Here is a 19,332-nt window from a genome sequence, read left to right as displayed (position 1 = left end):
CCTTCGTAAATTTTGTCATACAAAAAACTGCACCTCCAATTGTTAGACTGTGTCTAACAATTGGGGTGCAGTTCATTCAAGTAGCTTTTTTATTACTCTGCTAAATACATAAATCCGATTGCACCCGGACCTGTATGAGTACTAATAATAGGCGTTGTAAAGAAAATTTCTGATTGAGCAAATCCACTCACTTTTTCAACAGCCGCTTTTACATTTTCAGCTAAAGGAATTGCTTTCGCATGCGGAATTGCAACAGCTTTTACAACTTTTCCAGCTGTATCTTCCTCAAATAACTTAGCTAACGTTTTTACAATTTGACCTTGGCTACGCACTTTCGTTACAGGGTTATAAACACCATCTTCAAGGCTAGCAATTGGCTTTATATTGAGTAGCGAACCGATAAACGCTTTTCCTTTACCGATACGCCCACCCTTCACTAAATTTTCTAATGTATCTACTACTACATATAAACGAGTATTCTTTCTCACTTCATCTACACGTTTTAAAATTTCTTCTAGTGAGCGTCCTTCATTTGCCATTTTTGCAGCTTCTATTACTTGATATGCTAAAGCATGTGTAATAAATTGAGAATCAACAACTGTTACTTTTGTGTCGGTCATTGATGCAGCACTATTGGCAGTTGCCACAGTACCACTCATTCCACTTGTCATATGAATGGAAAGTACTTCACTTCCATCTTCACCTAACTTGTCATACATTTCTACAAATGTACCCATTGCCGGTTGTGATGTTTTTGGTAATTCCTCTGATTTGATCATTTCTTCAATAAATTCATCAGGTTGTAAATCAACGCGATCTAAATATGTTTGTCCATTTACAGAGATTGATAATGGTAGCACATGAATGCCATACTTTTCGATTACATCCTGCGTTAAATCTGCAGTTGAATCTGTTACAATTTTAATTTTTTGCATATTATATTCTTCCCTTTCCAATACGCTCTCCTTGTTATTATACTAGCATTCCCTGTGCTTTCAACAATTTCGAACAAATTTCACCAAATTAATTATATTTTTATACCTAAAATGAAAAAGACAGAGTTTACTAACCCTGTCCATACTTTGTATCATGCATTTTTTTCAAGGGTATTTGTTTTATATACATTTAAATAATCATTCCACTTCAAACAATTTTGCAAATATTCACGGAAAGAATACGAAAATCTTGGGTGCTTTTGTTTTTGAATTTTTGCAATAAATAATTGAAGACGAGACTGAATTAGAAACGATAATGGATGCTGTGCCTGTAGGACAGGGATTTCGAATATTTTAATACAATCCCCTGTTGAATGAGTGAAATAAAAACTTTTCGTAATCACAATATCAATCCTCTTTTTCATTGGATTTTTGAACTTCCTCTACTTTACGCTGTAACACGTTGTTTAAAGTGGAGACTTCTATGAATACAAAAGTATCCTTAGTCAATCCCTGTAGTCCTTTTGGTTAGAAGATTTATACTCTATTCATCCTCCATCCTAAATATCCGATCAGACAGGAATCCCGCTATCCGTATATTGCTTAATAATTTTAGTATAAACTTAGCAAAGCGCAAAGTTTGTCTAAATTTTGGAGATTCTATAATTTTTTTCTTCTATATATTGTATACGTTTATGTCTAAAGTATAACAAATAAATAAAAAAAGTGCCTTTATAACGAGGCACTTTTCGACTGTATTTCTTCTTCTCTTTTCTTTTTCCGCTTACTGACAATCTTTGATAAAGCGATACTAATTTCATAAATACAAATAAGCGGTACCGCTACTAAACTATGTGATAAAAAATCCGGCGGTGATATACACGATGCAATGATAATCAATGCTACGTAAGCATACCTTCTTATTTTTATTAGCAATTCCGCCGTTAACAGTCCAATACTCGTTAAAAACATGACAACTACAGGTAATTCAAAAATTACAGCAAATGGAACTGTTAAATTAAGAACAAAATGAAAATACTTTTCTGTCGTAAACATCGTATTAAACATTTCATTACCTATCGTAGTTAAAAAATGAAATAAAAACGGCATTACAACGAAATATCCAAAACATAAACCTGCAATAAATAATATAGACAATACCGGTATATACATTACTGTCATTTTTTGTTCATTTGGATGTAAACCCGGTTTTACAAATAACCAAATTTGTATAGCAGCAAAAGGAATTGTACAAACGATAGCAAATACTGTAGCAATCGAGAAAAAAATCCATAATACATCACTTGGACCGAGAACAGTTAATTTCATTGGTAAATCTTTTACTAGCCAAAAATAAATATCCTTCGTAAAAGTAAATCCGATAATTAAAAATAGGACAAAGGATAGTACTGTATATATTACTCGTTTGCGAAGCTCAACAATATGTTCTACTACGCTCATTTCCCGATCTTCCATCTCGTTCACCACACTTTATTTATCCATTTCGAGGAAAATTCATTACATTTTTTCTTTCTTTTCCTTCTCTTGAAATGCATCATCAGTCAATTCTTTCGTTGATTTTTTGAATTCTTTTAACGTTTCCCCTAAAGCCTTTCCGATTTCCGGCAATTTTTTCGGCCCAAACAAAATGAGTACAGCTACTAAAATTAAAATTAATCCTGGAAAGCCAATATTTGAAAACATTTCTCCATCCCCTTTATTAGTAGATTCCTTGTCCTACTATTGCATAATTTTATTTTGTCAAAAAAGTTTGAAAACGTCAACAAATCCATTGCCTTTTGTCAAAAAAATTCAAAAATATAATCAATTATACAAATTTCATTTTCTATTGCCCTTGTGTATGATATGGTAAGGGAAGTGACATATTATTTTATGATAGTAGAAAGGATTTGCATTATGACTGAAAAAATGACACGAATGACACATTTTGTGAAAGAAGAAATTGCAAATGCAATTACACATGGTATCGGTGCCATTTTAAGCATCCCTGCCTTAATTATATTAATTATTCATGCCTCTAAGCATGGTACCGCATCTGCTGTAGTTGCATTTACGGTTTATGGTGTAAGCATGTTTTTACTGTACTTGTTTTCGACCTTGTTACATAGCATTCATCATCCAAAAGTAGAAAAATTATTTACTATACTAGATCACTCAGCCATTTATTTATTAATCGCTGGCACATATACTCCTTTTTTACTTATTACGCTTCGCGGACCATTAGGCTGGACGTTACTCGCTATTATATGGACACTAGCACTCGGAGGTATCATCTTCAAAATTTTCTTTGTACGTCGCTTTATTAAGGCATCAACATTATGTTATATCATAATGGGATGGCTCATAATCGTTGCTATTAAACCACTTTATGAAAATCTAACTGGACATGGTTTTTCACTACTTTTAGCAGGCGGAATTTTATATTCTGTAGGGGCTATATTCTTCCTTTGGGAAAAGTTACCTTTCAATCATGCCATTTGGCATCTTTTCGTTTTAGGTGGTAGTGCGATGATGTTCTTCTGCGTACTCTTTTATGTCTTACCTACAGCATAAAAAAAGGTTTCAGCTTATATTAAGCTGAAACCTTTTTTTATTACTTATGTAATTGTGATGCGATAACATCCTGTGTATGCTTCGTTAATTCTTTAATATCCATATTCGCATACTCTTCAGCTGTAATCGGCTTAGAAATTGTTACTGTTGCATGAGCTGGTTTCATACGGTTTCCATTCGCTTCAAACATTTTATATGTCCCATCTAATGTTACAGGTAAGATTGCTACACCAGATTTTACTGCAAGGTGAAAACTCCCAGCCTTAAACTCTCCAATTTCGCCACCCTTACTTCTCGTCCCTTCTGGGAAGATTACGATTGAATGCCCGTTCTTTAACAGCCCAATTCCATCTTTAATCGCTTGAAGAGATTGACGACGATCATTACGAACCATAAATACACAATTCATAAGTTCCATCCAAGTTGGTACAACTGGAAACTTCTTAATCTCTGCTTTTGAAACAAATCCAATTGGTTTATTTAAGTAACCTAGTAAAACAGGAATATCCATATTACTCTGATGATTACTTACAACTAGTACCGGCTTATCTTTTGGAACATTTTCCAGTCCCTTTACTTCAACTGTCCCACCAGCTACACGTACCATTTTCTTACCAAACCAATTTGTCGTTTTATACACAACATTATCTTTTTCTTGTGGCGACATCGTATTTACTTGTCTTTTCAGACGCCACATTCTCGGTGTAATCGCAATTACGATTAAAATTAAATAAAAGATTTTAAAAAACGTTTGAATCATACAGAACCCCCACCTATTATCATTCCGACCTTCATTATACTAGACAAACGAAGGAAAAAGAAGAAAAAATGTCCAAACAGCAAGTGCTTGGACATTTTCAAGTATTCTATATTAGAAACGTTTTGCTAATTCACGAGCATTAGCAATTGCTGCTTCTTTAATTTCTGGTGCTTTTTCAGGGTTTGCATTCATACCTTCAACTGCAATGTATTCAGTTTCATTTACACCAATGAATCCTAATACTGTTTTTAAGTGATTGCGGCCGAAGTCTACAGCTGCGTATGCTCCTTCAGAATAAACGCCACCTGTTGCTTGAATGTGAAGTGCTTTTTTGCCTTCTAATAAGCCAACTGGGCCATTTTCAGTATACTTGAATGTTTTACCTGCGATTGCTAAGTTATCTAAGTATGCTTTTACTACTGGTGGATAGCTAAAGTTCCACATTGGAGTTACGAATACATAACGATCCGCATGCATAAATGTTTCTAAGTTTGTGTTCATTGCTGCAACTTTTTGTTGTTGAACTTCAGTTAAAGTTTCAAAGCCTTCACCTGCTGCAAATTTACCCCAAGCAGCAAATACATCCGCATCGATTGCTGGTACTGTAGTGTTGAATAAATCAATTGTTACAACTTCGTCTTGTGGATGTTCGTTTTTATAAGCTTCGATGAAAGCTTCTCCTACTGCCATTCCGAAAGAACCTTCTGCTGAATTTGGATTTGCTGTAATAAATAGTACTTTTGTCATTGTATTCTCTCCCTTTTACACATCTTATCTTTAATTTGAGATTTATAATTCGAAAGTAAATAACTTACCTTATGTAAGTATAATACAAAAAGTTATGTTCAATGTCAATAAAAAATAGCTACTTTTTTTTCGTAAGTTAATAAACACTATCTTTTCAATATGTTTTTGGTGAAACAAAAAACTACCTCCACATTCCATGGAGATAGTCTTCATCATTTTCTATTTTTGAAACACATGTTTCACTTTTTCAGCTGGAATATTACTTCCGCCTCTACCTTTTACATCTTCAATCATCATTGTAATGACCATATCTGGTGAATTTAAATCAAATGCAGCGAACCAGCCTAGTTCTTTTCCTTCGGCCTCTTTTGATACTTTTAATTCCGCTGTACCTGTTTTTCCAGCAAGAGTCATTCCATCAATTTTAGCAATTTTCCCAGTACCATCTGGATCATTAATTACTTTCGTCATAGCAGTTTTTAATATATCCTGATTTCCTTTTGAAATGACATTCTCTTTCCAAACTTTCGGTTGCTTATCTGTTTTAATAATATATGGAGAAGGTATGTTTCCATCATTAACAATTGGTGCGTACGTTAACGCTAGATGGAGTGGCGTCATTAATACTTGCCCTTGTCCATAACCTGTGTCTGCCATTTGAATATCATTTTTAATACCACCATTTGCGATTTTAGAAGCTGGGAATCCATATTCAATTGGTAATTTCTCATCGAATCCGAACTTTTTCGCTTCACTCATAAATTTATCTTTTCCGATTTTTAAAGCCTCTTGTGCGAAATAAATATTATCCGAGTATTTCATTGCCTTATCAAAATCAATTGGATTTGCATCTTTTACACGTGTTACATAATAATTACCCCAAGAAGAATCTTTCGTCCATTTTAATCCTTCAATTTTTAACTCTTCTTTTGGATCAATTGTTTTCGTTTCAAGACCGATTGCAGCTGTAATCGGCTTAAATACAGATCCTGGAACTGATAATTGTGTAAATCGATTCGTCATCGGTTTTTTCGGATCATTATATACCGCATCACGTTGCGCTTTTGACGCCCCTCTTGTAAGGGTATTTGGGTTATAAGCTGGTGTGCTCACTAGTGCAAGTGTTTCTCCAGTCTTTGGATTAATTGCTGCACTTGACCCTACCTCATTTTTCATTTCATTATAAATTTCGCTTTGAACTGCACTGTCAATCGTTAAAGTTACATTTTCTCCATCAACAGCATCTGTTTTTGCTAAATTTTTAATTTCTTTTCCTTGTGCATCTTCTATGAAGACACGGCCGCCTTTTTTACCGCGTAGCTTTTCTTCCAGTACTTGCTCTAAACCAGCTTTACCTACTGGATCATCTGCTTGATAGCCTTTTTTTTGTAGCGTTTTTAAATCTTCAGCATTCACTTTTCCAATATAGCCAGTAAGATGTGCTGCTTCTTCTCCTAATGGATATGAACGAATATTGACTGGTTTTGTTGCAACACCCGGTAAATCTATGTACGTATTTTGTGTTGCTCCTTCAGGCAATATTCCCATTGGTACAAGGTAATTTGGTTTTACCCATTTAGCTGCTAGTTTTTGATCAATTTCTTCTACAGACATATTTAGCAACTTCGCTACCGTTTCTTTCGTTTGCGGAGCAGCATCCCCTAACTGTTCAGGAATCAATCCGATTTCAGAAGCTTTACCATTTACCGCAAGATATTTACCATTGCGGTCATATATTTCTCCACGTTTTGGCTCTGTCGTTTGCATGCGCACTTTACTATCTTTTGTCATCCCTGGGAAGATAAAATCAGGAGTCCAATCTATTTTCCAAGATTCTTTATCTCCATCTTTTTCTTTCACCATTTTTGCTTCATGACCAAAAGTGATTTTACCGCCAACTGTATCCATACTTACTTTAAAAGGAACAGGACCTTCATCTTTTTTATCTTCTTTTACTTCCCCTGTTTCTACTTTTAAATCTTTCACTTCAATGCCAGCATAAATTTTTTCATATTTCTCAGTGAAATCTTTCTTTGAAATATCTTTTTTTGCCTTTTCTGATAATTGATCATACATTTCTGCAAATTTTTGTTTATTCCATGCTTTTGCATATGTATCAAACGCTTCTTGTGGTTTTTCTTCTTTACCACATCCAACTAACATGAATGTTAAGCAAAGAAAAAGAATCCCCCATATCTTTCTCAATCGATTCTCCTCCTCTTTCTACATCAATACTTTAGAAAATATTAGCATTTTTACATGCTACCATTCATTATAGCACTATCGAATCTCATCTATAAACCTATATTGATGGATACAAATAAAAAGATTGATGCGAATATTCACATCAACCTCTATTATTATTGTTGCTTTTCATATACATGATAATAGTACGTATACGGATTTTTTTCATCCGTTAACCCTTTTTCAACAAAAATTTCTTTCCAATTTGCCATATCGATTTCTGGGAAGAATGTATCTCCTTCAAATGCATGATGAATTTTTGTTATATATAACTTGTCTACGTATGGTAAAAAGAGATCATAAATTTGCGCTCCGCCAAAAATAAAAATCTCTTCTTCATTTTTGCATAGCTCAAACACTTCTTCTACAGAATGTGCTACTTCACAACCTTCAACATGATACCCTTCATTACGAGTTACAATGATATTACGTCTTCCAGGCAGTGGTCTACCAATCGCTTCATAGTTTTTTCTTCCCATAATAAGCGAATGACCCATCGTTGTTTTCTTTACATATTGTAATTCACTCGGTAAACGCCAAGGTAAATTATTATCTTTACCAATTACTCTATTCTCGTCCATTGCGACCATAAATGAAACTATCATCTTTTCATCTCCTCTACAATTACACTGCAACCGGTGCTTTAATTGCTGGGTGTGGATCATATCCTTCAATCGTTAAATCTTCCATTTCAAATTCAAACACAGATTTCACATCTGGATTTAATGCAAGTTTTGGGAACGGACGTGGTTCACGTGCCAATTGCTTTTCCACTTGCTCAAAATGATTCGTATAAATGTGTGCATCTCCAATTGTATGAACAAATTCTCCCACTTCAAGTCCGCATTCATGTGCAATTAAATGTGTTAGTAGTGAGTAACTTGCAATGTTAAATGGGATTCCAAGGAATATGTCACCACTTCTTTGATATAACTGACAAGAAAGTTTGCCATCCGCTACATAAAACTGGAATAGCGTATGACAAGGTGGTAATGCCATACTTGGTACATCTTCAGGATTCCAGGCAGAAACAATTAGGCGACGGGAGTCTGGCGTTTTTTTAATCATTTCAATTACATCTTTTAATTGATCAAGCGTCTCACCAGCTGTCGTTTTCCAGGCACGCCACTGCTTTCCGTATACATCTCCTAAATAACCATATTTATTCGAGAAATCATCATCTTCTAAAACGTTCTTTTTAAACAATTCCATTTGCTCATCGTACTGCACTTTAAATTCCTCATCTTGTTGTGAGCGAAGACCGAAATCAGTCATATCAGGACCAGTATACTCATCGCTTTCTACCCAGCTCTTAAATGCCCATTCATTCCAAATATTATTATTATGCTGCAATAAATAACGAATATTTGTATCACCTTTCATAAACCAAAGCAGTTCACTTGCTACAAGGCGAAACGGCACTCTCTTTGTCGTTAATAAAGGAAAACCTTTACTTAGATCAAAACGCATTTGATATCCAAATACAGATACAGTGCCTGTCCCTGTACGATCTTCTTTCTTCGTACCATGCTCCATTACATGGCGGCATAAATTTAAGTATTCATATTCAGCATGTTTCATATGTAGTAAAACCTTCTTTCAATCTTATATGAAATTTATCATAACATGAAAAACAGTGAATTAAATAATCCTAATGAATAAAAATATATTTCTATATAAACAGAATTCTACTTCAATATATTTTTACAAAATGTAAATTTATAATCACCTGATCCTAAATCCCTTCCAACGTCATGTTCTGCTTTCCATTTTGTTTCGTCTATCCGTAATGTAGCGCTTGTATTAGCTGGTACAGAAATATATAAAAAGGCTTGTTCCTTTTCTACACGCCACTCAATCTTAATTTCTCCATAAGCTGTCTCACGTTTTACTTTAACCCATTCTATATTCGAATCAAAATGTGGTTGTACATAAAAATGTTTATATGCAGTTTTTGTCTCATCCATTTCTAATCCAATAATATATCGGTATATCCATTCAACAATAGAGCCATATGCGTAATGATTATAAGAATTCATGCTATCATTCCAAAGTGTTCCATCCTCTTTCACGCCATCCCAATGTTCCCAAATCGTTGTGGCACCTTTTTTCACTTGGTATAACCATGATGGATAATCTTCATAAAATAGAAGCTTACAAGCAAGGTCATGCCGGTTAAACTTGCTTAATATTAAATTCAAATACGGTGTTCCTATAAAACCTGTTGTTAAATGATTTTTATTTTCTTTTAATAGCTCAATTAAGCGATTAAATACTTTCTCATTCACATCATCTTTCACTAGTTCAAAAAGAAGTACTAATATGTGAGCTGTTTGTGTATTTGAAATTAACCTACCATTTGGTGTAACGAATTCATTTTGAAATGCTTGAACAATATTCCCATGTAACTCTGCATATAATTTAGCATCTGTATTTTCACCTAAAATCTCAGCAATCCTTCGTAAAAGCGATGTAGAATAGGCATAATAAGCTGTCGCAATAAAATGCTTGTCTGTTCCGCCTTCATATACATCTGGTTTCGTATCTAATGCGAGCCAATCCCCTAAATGATAGCCTGTATCCCATAAATACTCGTTCTCACCTTGTGAACGTATGTAATCTATATACTTCTTCATACTGTCATATTGTTCTGTTAAAATCGATACATCTCCGTAATGTAAATAATGAACCCACGGGCATATAATTGCTGCATCGCCCCAACCACCAGAAGTATGTAAATCAAAATCCGCTCTTTTCCCAAAAGCATCTGGAATAACTAAAGGCACAGCTCCATTAACATTTTGATCTAATGATAAATCTTGGAGCCACTTTTTAAAGAATAATTGTACATTCATAATTTGCGTAGCTGTCCCAATGAACATTTGTGCATCTCCGGTCCATCCAAGTCGATCATCTCGCTGCGGACAATCTGTTGGCACATCAAAAAAGTTCCCTCTTTGAGACCATTCCACATTATGATGAAGTTGATTGATTAATGGATTAGACGTTTCAAATTCAGTCGCTTTTTCCATATCCGTATGTAATACAACCCCTTCAAAATCTGCTATTTGAGGTGGCTGGGTTAATCCACTTATTTTCACATACCTAAAGCCTTGATATGTAAAATGAGGTTCAAACGTTTCCTCTCCTTCTCCTTTTGCTATATACACTATTTTTTGTTTTGCCTTTCGGAGATTTCCGGTGTAAAAACTACCGTCTTTATTCAATATTTCAGCATGATGCAATTCTATCTTTTGGCCAATATAAACATGACGGACTGTAAATTGAACCCAACCTACCATATTTTGCCCCATATCAATGAGCCATTCGTGATTCGGTAGTTTTGAAATAGAAATCGGTTTAATAATTTTCATTTTACGAATTGCTTCGTTTTCTTGCGCAACAATTATTTGTTTGGAATGCTCAATTACTTCAACATCTTCTAGCCCTTGCCTACTTTCTTCTATCCTAGCGTCGTAAACCTCCCCTTCATAAATTTCTGAATACAAAATTGGGCTTGGAGTTACCTTCCATGTTTCGTCTGTTACAATTTTTTCTTTCGTTCCATCTTCATACGTTATATGTACTTGAGCAATTATCACACGTCTTCTACCGTAATAATTACGTACATGATGCATGGTAAGTGGTCCCTTATACCATCCATTACCTAGCAGAACCGAAATAGTATTGTGCTCACCCTTTAATAAATGCGTTATATCATACGTTTGATACAGTACTCTCTTATCATAACTTGTCCATCCAGGGGTAAAATAACAATCTCCAATGCGCTCTCCATTTATAGAAGCCTCGTATAATCCTAAACTTGTGATATATAAACGCGCTTTTTTAACTACTTTTTTAATAGTAAAATTTTTATTAAAGGACATAACTTGCGCTCGTTCTTTTTTCGCGGCAATCCAGTTCCCGCTCCAGTTATCTTGCCCTTGTAATCCAGTCTCCCAAAATGCTACTTCTGACCACGATGATTCTTCTCCGTAATTATCCCATACCTTTACCCGATAAAAATAACGCGTTTCCGCTCTGTATGAAAATGAATTGATTGGTATATGTAAACTTTGATCTGTTTCTACTTTTCGCGAATCAAACATTATAATTTCAAAATCTCTATCTTTCGCAACCTGCAATTGATAAGCAAGTTGTTTTACATTTCGGTTACTCGACTCAAGCAGCCAACTCATTTTAACAACTTTTGAATCTATACCTATCGGATTTTTTTTATTGTCGCAAAGCACTCTCTTTATTGTTAGCACACTTCTTCACCATCTTTTCTATATCTTAATTTAAATTAATTATAATAAAATTAAAATTCTAAATAAATAATAACTTTATTCATTCTTACAAAATTATTAACTTTCCAAATTTATAAAGGTTTTCATTTTCTATTACCGAAAGTATAGTGCGGTAGGATAAAATTTATATTTGGAGGTTAGAAGTATGTCTAAAATTGAAACTCCTGTTATGACTTCTTTACAAACAACGGTTGAAAAAATGATGAAGGATTTAAATGTTCCTGGCACTGCTATAGCTGTTATAAAAGATGGTGAAGTCATTATTTCAGAAGGATTTGGCTATCGTAATATAGAGACAAAAGAGGCTGTTACACCGAATACTCGGTTCGCAATCGGTTCCTCAACGAAAGCTTTTGGTACACTTTCATTAAGCTTGTTAGCACAACAAAATAAGTTTAATTGGGATACTCCTGTCCAGACTTATATACCTAACTTCTCTTTATCTGAACTACTTGCTAGCTCACAAGTTACCGGACGAGATTTAGCTTCTCATCGAACTGGTGTAAGCCGTCATGAGGCTCTTTGGTATAGCTCTTCCTTATCTCGAAAAGATCTCGTTGAAAAAATAAAACATTTACCACTTGATGCTCCGTTTCGTACAGCATTTCTTTATAACAACTTAATGTATGCGACAATTAGTTATATTGTAGAAAACATTACGAATCAAACATGGGAACAATATGTTGCAGAACATATTTTAGAGCCTTTAAATATGAATCAAACAAACTTCTCTGTTACAGACTCACAAAATACAGCTGATTATGCATTACCTTACGTTGAAAATGACGGGAAAATAAAAGAAGTTCCATTCCATAACATCGATACAGTCGGCGCTGCTGGGTGTATTAATTCTACAATTGAAGATATGGCAAATTGGGTCCTTCTTCACTTAAACGAAGGGAAATTTGGAGATCATGAATTAATCTCCTCTGAATTATTACAACAAATGTATACACCACATAATTCCATTCCAGATCAACCAGTTTTATCACTTCCGGAATCTCCATTAAATAGTTACGGTCTTGGTTGGTTTATTAGCGCTTACCGTGGTAATAAGGTAATTCATCATGGCGGTAATATTGATGGGTTTTCAGCACTTGTTTCATTCATACCAACAGAAAACATAGGCCTTGTTATTTTAACGAATGCTGGAGGCACATTACTACCTACTTATCTCGCTAATCAAATTTATGACGAACTACTTGAATTAGAATCCATTGATTGGCATAAACGTGCTGTAGAAGATACTGAAAAAATGAAGGAAATGATGAAAGAAGCAACTGAATCCATTCCTGAACAAATTAAAGGGACTACACCTTCTCACAAGTTAGAGGATTATACCGGTACTTTCGAGCATCCTGCATATGGAACATTACAAGTATACAAACGAGATGATTCGTTATATGTACAATTTATGGAGATGGATATTCAATTAGCTCATCATCATTACGACATCTTCTCTGCAAAAGTTGATTTATTCCAAATGAAAATGAGTTTATTATTCGCTTATGAAATGAATGTAAGTGGTGAATTCCCATCCCTTCAGTTACATGTACCAGCTATGTTAAGTACGCAGCCGCTTGTATTTAAGAAAATTAAATAAATATTTTAATAGAGGGAAGATAACACTTCCCTCTATTCCCCTTTTCTCTATGCAAAAAAAGGATAATACGTAAAGGATACAGAATTCTATTATTCAACTAATTAAATTATCAGGAGGAAAAGCTGTGTATACAGAAATTTTCAAAGAAATTGTTTCGATCACTCATCACGATTATTCAGGTTGTATAGATAAGAAAGGATGGGACGATCCTACTACATATTTACAGACAGTTGAGAAACTAGAGAAACAAGGAGAACTAACACCAATACAATTTACTGAAATTGTACGTGATTACTTACTAGACTTTAAAGATAATCATATGTTTTTCAAAATGAACTCTAACAATCAACCACTTAACAGTGCTGGCTTCCAAGTGAAAAGATACGAAGACCGCCTATATATTACATCCACTTCACAAGAAATAAGAGTGAAAAAAGGGCAGTCTATTCTAGCATTAGATAATATGAAAATCCCTGAGTTAATAATAAAATATAGGAAATATTTAAATGCGAATACATATGAACGTGAAAAATGGGATTATGTTTTATTACAATCATCAACTTGTACACTTATAAATGAAGATGGCGTAATCAAAACCATTACTTTACAAAAGTATAAACAAAATGAATACACGCCTATTTATTCATTTAAACAGCATAATAAAGACACACTCTTAATTACTTTGACTGATTTCGCAAATACTGAAGCGATTAATAAATTATTAGACTCACACAAAAATGAGCTTAATTCTTTTCCGAACTTAATTATTGATGTGCGTTTGAATCGTGGTGGAAGTGATGATGCATTTTTTAAATTACTTCCTTACTTATTCGAAGACAAAGAGATCTCCCTTTTAGATTCTTCAGATACAATGCAATTAAATCATACAGAACGAAACTTTCATTTACGTATGAAAGACATCAAAATGGAAGATTACGATTCTTTAGACGAACTTTCCAAATTATTCACTGATATATTTATTCAAGATTTAAAAAAGAATTATAAAAAAGGATTCGTTACATTTGATACTTCTGAGTTACCAAAAGAACTTCAATCATTAAAAATACACGGGAGAAAATCACCTAATAGAGTAGTTATATTAACAGATGTTACATGTGGAAGTTCTGGTGATTCTTTTGTAGAAGTTGCAAAAAAATCATTGAAAGTAAAAGTAATAGGTCGTCCTACTGCTGGTTTAAATGATTATTCTAATTTAGCGGTAATGGAATGGGCTGATACATTCGCACTTTACTACCCTACTTCACGGCTCTCTATTATAGATAAAGGCGAAGGAATGTCCGGAATTGGTATACAGCCGCATATACATATCCCGTGGACTCCGGAACATATACAAGAAGATGTTGATTTAAAATTAGCATTACAACTGCTTCAAAACGAAGAATGGTAAAAAATAAAGGTAGATGTGAATCACACCTACCTTTTCTATTTCATCTTAATCTTCTCTGGTTGAAACCAAATTGGCTTTAATGACTCAAAGTCTTTATGATCTTCTAAAACGATAGTAAGACGCTCTAACGTATCCTCTAACATATGTGGTGCTGCTCGTAAGGACCACACAACTGATGAGAAAACTGTCATGCCAACGTACAACGCATATAAGTTCCAGAACTCCTCTGGTATTCCCCCATTAAAGTAGCCTTCTATTTGTCCGATTGAATACGGAATACTAATGTCTCTTGCAAATAGTGCAATTTTTACGAAATCATGAAGTGGGTCACCCCAATCATAACCATTAAAATCAACAACACCTACATATTTCGCATCACGTACAATTATATTTTCTAAATGAAAATCATCGTGTTGAAATCGATTTGGGCGGTTCTTTAAATATATTCCATTTTCGTCTATAAACTTTATGATTTTATCATCATTTTTTATTTTTATTCCACATGTTTTATATGCCTCTACATATTTTCGATGTTTTTCCATTGCTCTTTCATACCATGGAAGGATATCCTTAGGAGCTTCATATGTATGCATTTTTGCTAAATCTTTTCCTGCTTCTATACCAATATCATATTGTTCTTTTGGTGTATATGTAGGCAATAGTTTCTTCGCATCTTCCCCTTCTAAATATGAAAAAATACCATAGCATAAGTCTTCCTCTGCCAATAAACCCATTTCAATTGGTTTTTGAGCTTGCACACTACGTTTTTGCATTTCATTTAAAATTTGAAACTCTATTTTCTTTCTTTCATACTCTTTTATATCGCCTGTCCGTAATAAATATTTTTCATTATTCGCTTTCGTAATGATATATTTCTTATCAGGTGAGAAACCTTTAGAAATTTCTTCAATATTAACTGCATCTTTTACTATCTGTATATTGTTTTGCCATGCTGTAATTGTTTTCATTTTTATTCCCCTTACATTTCTACATTTGGTGTATACGCTACTTCTACAATAAACCCATTCGGATCTTAAAAAGAAATGGACTCCTCTAAATCCGATACCCAAAATTCAATATGATGAATAGCTGATTGAAGTGTATTCATATTAAGAATATGCCCCTTGTACTATTTGCACAATTTCCATTGGTGTATTGACCATGTAATCTGGTGCATCTTTTTTCACTGTTTCAATAACATCATATCCCCAAGATACCCATATTACATTCACCCCAGCCTTTTTACACGCTGCTACGTCTCGCTGTTCGTCACCGACGTATAACATATCTTTCTCTGTTATTTTTTTCGATTTTAAAAATCTTTTTATCATTTTATCTTTACCGAACAAATTTTTAGAACAATATACCTCTTGTATATTTTCTATATCATTATTGTGTAAAAATGCCCGAATATGCTCTTCTGAGTTAGAAGATATAACGGCAATTCCGTATCCTTTTTTATGCAGTTCATCTAATACATCCTTCATCCCATGAAACAAAATAAGATCTTTTATAGCGGGTTGATACAATTTATAAAACTCCAGCGCTAATATCGGTAGTTTATACAATGGTACATCAAGTTGTTTACATCTCTCTGGCATCGTTAATTTACGTAAATACTCAATTTCTTCTTCCCTTACCGTTTTATATCCGTGCTTTTCAGCAATTTGATTATAAATTGGTACAAATATATTTTGTGAATCTACTAATGTGCCATCAAAGTCAAAAACAATATATTTTTGCATCCCCATACTCCCTTTGCTTCTTTTTCTAAACCTATCTTATTCAACACCGTAGTTGTCTAAACCTTCTATATACATAAAAAAGAACAAGATTTTCTCTTGTTCTTTTTAAGAAAGCCACTTTGGCGGTATATTCGTATTCCAATAAATATTCCCTAATTCATGGTGTCCTGAGTACCCATCATCAAAACGGTGATAGTGGAAATTAAAATAATAACCATCTTGCGGTGGATGATCTCTTCTTACATGAAATCGCAATAAGTCATTTCCTGATTTCGTGTCATACACATGAAAAATCTTTTCATTATTTCCGCCAGCTGGTCTTTGAGAAATCGCTAATGATTGCAATGACTCCTCTGACACATCACTTGCAAGCTCAGCAATTGCCTCTTCAATTTTCGGTAATATTACATCTTTAAACTCATCTTCAATTACTGGACCAATTTTAGTGCCAAACTTTTGCATTGACTGCTTCTCTGCTTCTTGCATTGCGTACGTAATAAAAGTATCAGTGGTTAACCTGTCATTCGTTTCTTCATATGTATAGGACGTACTCTCCAAATTTTGTTGCCCAGCTGTGCTCGTAGGCTTGTCCGCAGCTTTGGCATTATCAAGCAATATGGAAGGAGGCGTCACTAAACCAAATGTAAATACGGTAATTAATGCGACTAAGGTTTTTCTAAACCAATTTGGCATGTATGTTCCCTCCCCTTTCACTCATTATATTTTATATAACGGTTGTTCCTTCTATTATACAAAATGATTGTAATTTTTGCACTTTACAATTTTGTTAACGTTCACATATTTTTCACTTGAATATGAAATTGTAAGATTTCATACAATATAAATACAACAACAATGAGGAGGCAATCCGATGACTTTAGATGTCATGTATTCCGCCGCAAGCATACTCGTTTTGGTATATTTTCTTTATCAATGCGTAACAGATTAAAAAAAGAGCCATTTTTCGGCTCTTTTTCTATGGTAAAAATACAATCCAACCAATCCATACTATAAAAATAATCCCGGCAATTACAGCTAGTAATAAATAAAAATGAGAAAGTATAACTATTCCATACAAAAGCAGTACTGGAAATAATAAATAGCGATCGGCCTTCCATCTTAACAATAATAATTTTCCTTCATCACAATATAGATGGAGAAACATTTTTTTCGTAAATTCATTCCAATAATCGCGCGCATAACGAGAAATTCCAACTAAAGCAAATGCAAGAATAATAGCTGCAATCCACCTCGGACTCATAATAATACTGACGGTGCTTATACATACAATTTGAATATAAAATATTCGTGCACTACTTGTACGGAAAAATTCTTTTAAAAAGGATTCAACAATACGAGATTCCTTTTTCTTCCCTAAAAACTTTTTAGAACGCGGAAACATCCACGGTTTTTTATTCGAACTACTCGGTTTAGCTGTATGACCACCAACTTGCATAATCCCACTCGTCCAGCGCATACTTTCTTCTTTCTCTTTCTCAACTTCTTTAAAAAAGCAATTTTTATAATTCAATTTTTCTTTTCTCAACCCGATAATTAGAAAAACTGCTAGACCGATACTTAGTATAGAATAAACTGGATTTGTATAAATAAGAAACAGACTCAATCCAAAAAAGGTTAAACTTATAGAAAAAATTACATTTTTTATAATCCATAGTAGCCATCGTTTCCCCACACGTACATGAATAAATCTCGTTAATAACGACAACAGAAATCGAAATACAGTAAAAAATAGCCAAAATAATACGACTTGTATTTTCGTCACTCCGATGCTTTTCATCAACACTGGTAACATAGTAACTACTACTATTACATTCGTTATAGCTATTCGAACAAACGTATATGTCATACCATACTGGATTAACTTTTGCATGTGAGCGGGATACGAAATTAAAAATAAACTATCTGCTTGTTCAAAAAATGAACGAACTCCTCTTGAATATGTAATCACATAAAATGCGAATAGACCTAATCCGAAATAAACTGTCTCTCCCATCGATAATTCTTCTATCCATAGTGAACGATAATAAATCCCCATAAATATAAGTGCTGGAATAATAATATATAGCGCAACTGTCCAATCAGTTATAGAACGTATGGACTTCCATTTACGCCTCAGTTCATGACGCAATCTTTTATAAAATTGTTGTTTAATCATGCTGTTCACGCCTTACGATTACATCAAAGCAGTCTAATAATGAACTCCCTGGCATTTCTGCTAACGCTTGGATAGATTCTAGATTTCCATCTGCGACTAATGTACCTTGTGAAATGAGTAAAAATCTCTCACAAATTCTTTCAGCTGTGTCTAATACGTGCGTACAAAGTAATATACCTGCGCCACCTTCTTTTTCTTTATATAAATAACTTAAAAACTCTTTCGTAGCTACTGGATCTAAACCGATAAAAGGTTCATCAATGATATAAAAATCTGGTTCAGTTAAAAATGCCAAAATGAGCATCGATTTTTGTTTCATACCTTTTGAAAACTTTGATAAATACTCATGTTTATGTTTATCCATTCGAAACATATGTAATAACTCTTCTGCTTTTCTTTCCCAGCTTCCTACTTCGTTCTCGCGAGCAGCCATTAATAGTTCGATATGTTCCCAAAGCGTCAAATAATCATAATATGTCGGGTGTTCCGGCACGTATGCATAAGGATTTTTCTTTTCACCAAATGATATTTCACCATTCATATTTACAAGTAAACCGAGCATCGTTTTAATCGTCGTACTCTTCCCGGCACCATTCGCACCAATAAGTGCAACTAATTCACCTTTTTCAATTGAAAAGGCAATATCATGAATTGTCTTTTCCCCTATATCATATCCGGCAGAGCGAATATTCACTTCTAACATACATTCCCCTTCTTTCCATTTCCAATACAATCAAGGAAAAGAATAACATATAACCATCTATATATCATTATAAAATATTTATTTTCATAGCAGGAATACATACTTTTTAACAGAATATTTAATGTTT

General features: G+C 33.9%; 18 protein-coding genes. 3 read left to right on the top strand and 15 right to left on the bottom strand.

The window, feature by feature from the left end; genetic code table 11:
• Positions 1–92 precede the first annotated feature (92 nt).
• The 4 genes from JDS99_RS14465 to JDS99_RS14450 all read right to left on the bottom strand — a co-directional run bounded on the left by JDS99_RS14465 (position 93) and on the right by JDS99_RS14450 (position 2,639).
• Complete coding sequence (locus tag JDS99_RS14465) at positions 93–935, bottom strand: DegV family protein (protein WP_033657798.1); 843 nt, start codon at positions 933–935, stop codon at positions 93–95.
• Positions 936–1,087: 152 nt separating this feature from the next.
• A complete protein-coding gene (locus JDS99_RS14460) occupies positions 1,088–1,339 on the bottom strand; it encodes a DUF2535 family protein (RefSeq protein ID WP_000629012.1) in 252 nt (83 codons plus the stop codon).
• 328 nt (positions 1,340–1,667) lie between these two features.
• Entirely contained in the window at positions 1,668–2,411 is a 744-nt protein-coding gene (tatC, locus tag JDS99_RS14455; protein ID WP_000390128.1) for a twin-arginine translocase subunit TatC, read from the bottom strand.
• A 42-nt stretch (positions 2,412–2,453) separates the two neighbouring features.
• Positions 2,454–2,639: a twin-arginine translocase TatA/TatE family subunit gene (locus JDS99_RS14450; protein ID WP_000492443.1), complete on the bottom strand. Its 186-nt coding sequence runs from the start codon at positions 2,637–2,639 to the stop codon at positions 2,454–2,456.
• Between the two features lie 213 nt (positions 2,640–2,852).
• Between JDS99_RS14450 and trhA the strand changes: the two genes are divergently transcribed.
• Positions 2,853–3,509 carry a PAQR family membrane homeostasis protein TrhA gene (gene trhA, locus JDS99_RS14445; protein WP_000136880.1) on the top strand — a complete coding sequence of 219 codons (657 nt, stop codon included), beginning with the start codon at positions 2,853–2,855 and terminating at the stop codon, positions 3,507–3,509.
• A 40-nt stretch (positions 3,510–3,549) separates the two neighbouring features.
• On the opposite strand, the gene JDS99_RS14440 is transcribed toward trhA, so the two are convergent.
• The 6 genes from JDS99_RS14440 to JDS99_RS14415 form a co-directional block, all read right to left on the bottom strand.
• Positions 3,550–4,269, bottom strand: a complete 720-nt coding sequence (locus tag JDS99_RS14440; protein ID WP_087982533.1) for a lysophospholipid acyltransferase family protein — start codon at positions 4,267–4,269, stop codon at positions 3,550–3,552.
• 111 nt (positions 4,270–4,380) lie between these two features.
• A complete protein-coding gene (locus tag JDS99_RS14435; protein ID WP_048541201.1) occupies positions 4,381–5,016 on the bottom strand; it encodes an FMN-dependent NADH-azoreductase in 636 nt (211 codons plus the stop codon).
• Positions 5,017–5,235: 219 nt separating this feature from the next.
• Complete coding sequence (gene pbpC, locus JDS99_RS14430; RefSeq protein ID WP_087982535.1) at positions 5,236–7,221, bottom strand: penicillin-binding protein 3; 1,986 nt, start codon at positions 7,219–7,221, stop codon at positions 5,236–5,238.
• A 155-nt stretch (positions 7,222–7,376) separates the two neighbouring features.
• The gene (locus JDS99_RS14425; protein WP_061679531.1) at positions 7,377–7,865 is read right to left on the bottom strand and encodes a dihydrofolate reductase; all 489 of its coding nucleotides are present in this window, start codon (positions 7,863–7,865) and stop codon (positions 7,377–7,379) included.
• Between the two features lie 19 nt (positions 7,866–7,884).
• Positions 7,885–8,841 carry a thymidylate synthase gene (locus JDS99_RS14420; protein ID WP_088063252.1) on the bottom strand — a complete coding sequence of 319 codons (957 nt, stop codon included), beginning with the start codon at positions 8,839–8,841 and terminating at the stop codon, positions 7,885–7,887.
• Positions 8,842–8,948: 107 nt separating this feature from the next.
• Positions 8,949–11,531, bottom strand: coding sequence for a family 78 glycoside hydrolase catalytic domain (locus tag JDS99_RS14415; protein ID WP_199695265.1), 2,583 nt, complete (start codon positions 11,529–11,531; stop codon positions 8,949–8,951).
• 184 nt (positions 11,532–11,715) lie between these two features.
• On the opposite strand from JDS99_RS14415, the gene JDS99_RS14410 reads away from it, so the two are divergent.
• Both JDS99_RS14410 and JDS99_RS14405 read left to right on the top strand, forming a co-directional pair.
• On the top strand, positions 11,716–13,173 hold the full coding sequence (locus JDS99_RS14410) for a serine hydrolase (RefSeq protein ID WP_199695264.1): 1,458 nt from the start codon (positions 11,716–11,718) through the stop codon (positions 13,171–13,173).
• A 124-nt stretch (positions 13,174–13,297) separates the two neighbouring features.
• Entirely contained in the window at positions 13,298–14,581 is a 1,284-nt protein-coding gene (locus tag JDS99_RS14405) for a S41 family peptidase (RefSeq protein ID WP_199695263.1), read from the top strand.
• A gap of 35 nt (positions 14,582–14,616) precedes the next feature.
• Here the strand turns inward: JDS99_RS14405 and JDS99_RS14400 are convergent, their stop codons facing one another.
• The 5 genes from JDS99_RS14400 to JDS99_RS14380 all read right to left on the bottom strand — a co-directional run bounded on the left by JDS99_RS14400 (position 14,617) and on the right by JDS99_RS14380 (position 19,205).
• Positions 14,617–15,549, bottom strand: coding sequence for an aminoglycoside phosphotransferase family protein (locus JDS99_RS14400; RefSeq protein ID WP_199695262.1), 933 nt, complete (start codon positions 15,547–15,549; stop codon positions 14,617–14,619).
• Between the two features lie 141 nt (positions 15,550–15,690).
• Positions 15,691–16,326 (bottom strand): HAD family hydrolase, encoded by a 636-nt coding sequence (locus JDS99_RS14395; protein WP_141540980.1) that lies wholly within the window; start codon positions 16,324–16,326, stop codon positions 15,691–15,693.
• Positions 16,327–16,431: 105 nt separating this feature from the next.
• Entirely contained in the window at positions 16,432–17,019 is a 588-nt protein-coding gene (locus JDS99_RS14390; protein ID WP_199695261.1) for a YpjP family protein, read from the bottom strand.
• 283 nt (positions 17,020–17,302) lie between these two features.
• Complete coding sequence (locus JDS99_RS14385; protein WP_199695260.1) at positions 17,303–18,502, bottom strand: ABC transporter permease; 1,200 nt, start codon at positions 18,500–18,502, stop codon at positions 17,303–17,305.
• Entirely contained in the window at positions 18,495–19,205 is a 711-nt protein-coding gene (locus JDS99_RS14380; protein WP_088063245.1) for an ABC transporter ATP-binding protein, read from the bottom strand. The genes JDS99_RS14385 and JDS99_RS14380 overlap by 8 nt, the downstream gene beginning before the upstream one ends.
• Positions 19,206–19,332 lie beyond the last annotated feature (127 nt).

This window comes from Bacillus cereus group sp. N6, assembly GCF_016483705.1.
In the GTDB taxonomy this organism is placed as follows: Bacteria; Bacillota; Bacilli; order Bacillales; family Bacillaceae_G; genus Bacillus_A; species Bacillus_A wiedmannii.
This window is presented reverse-complemented; position numbering and strand designations above follow the sequence as displayed.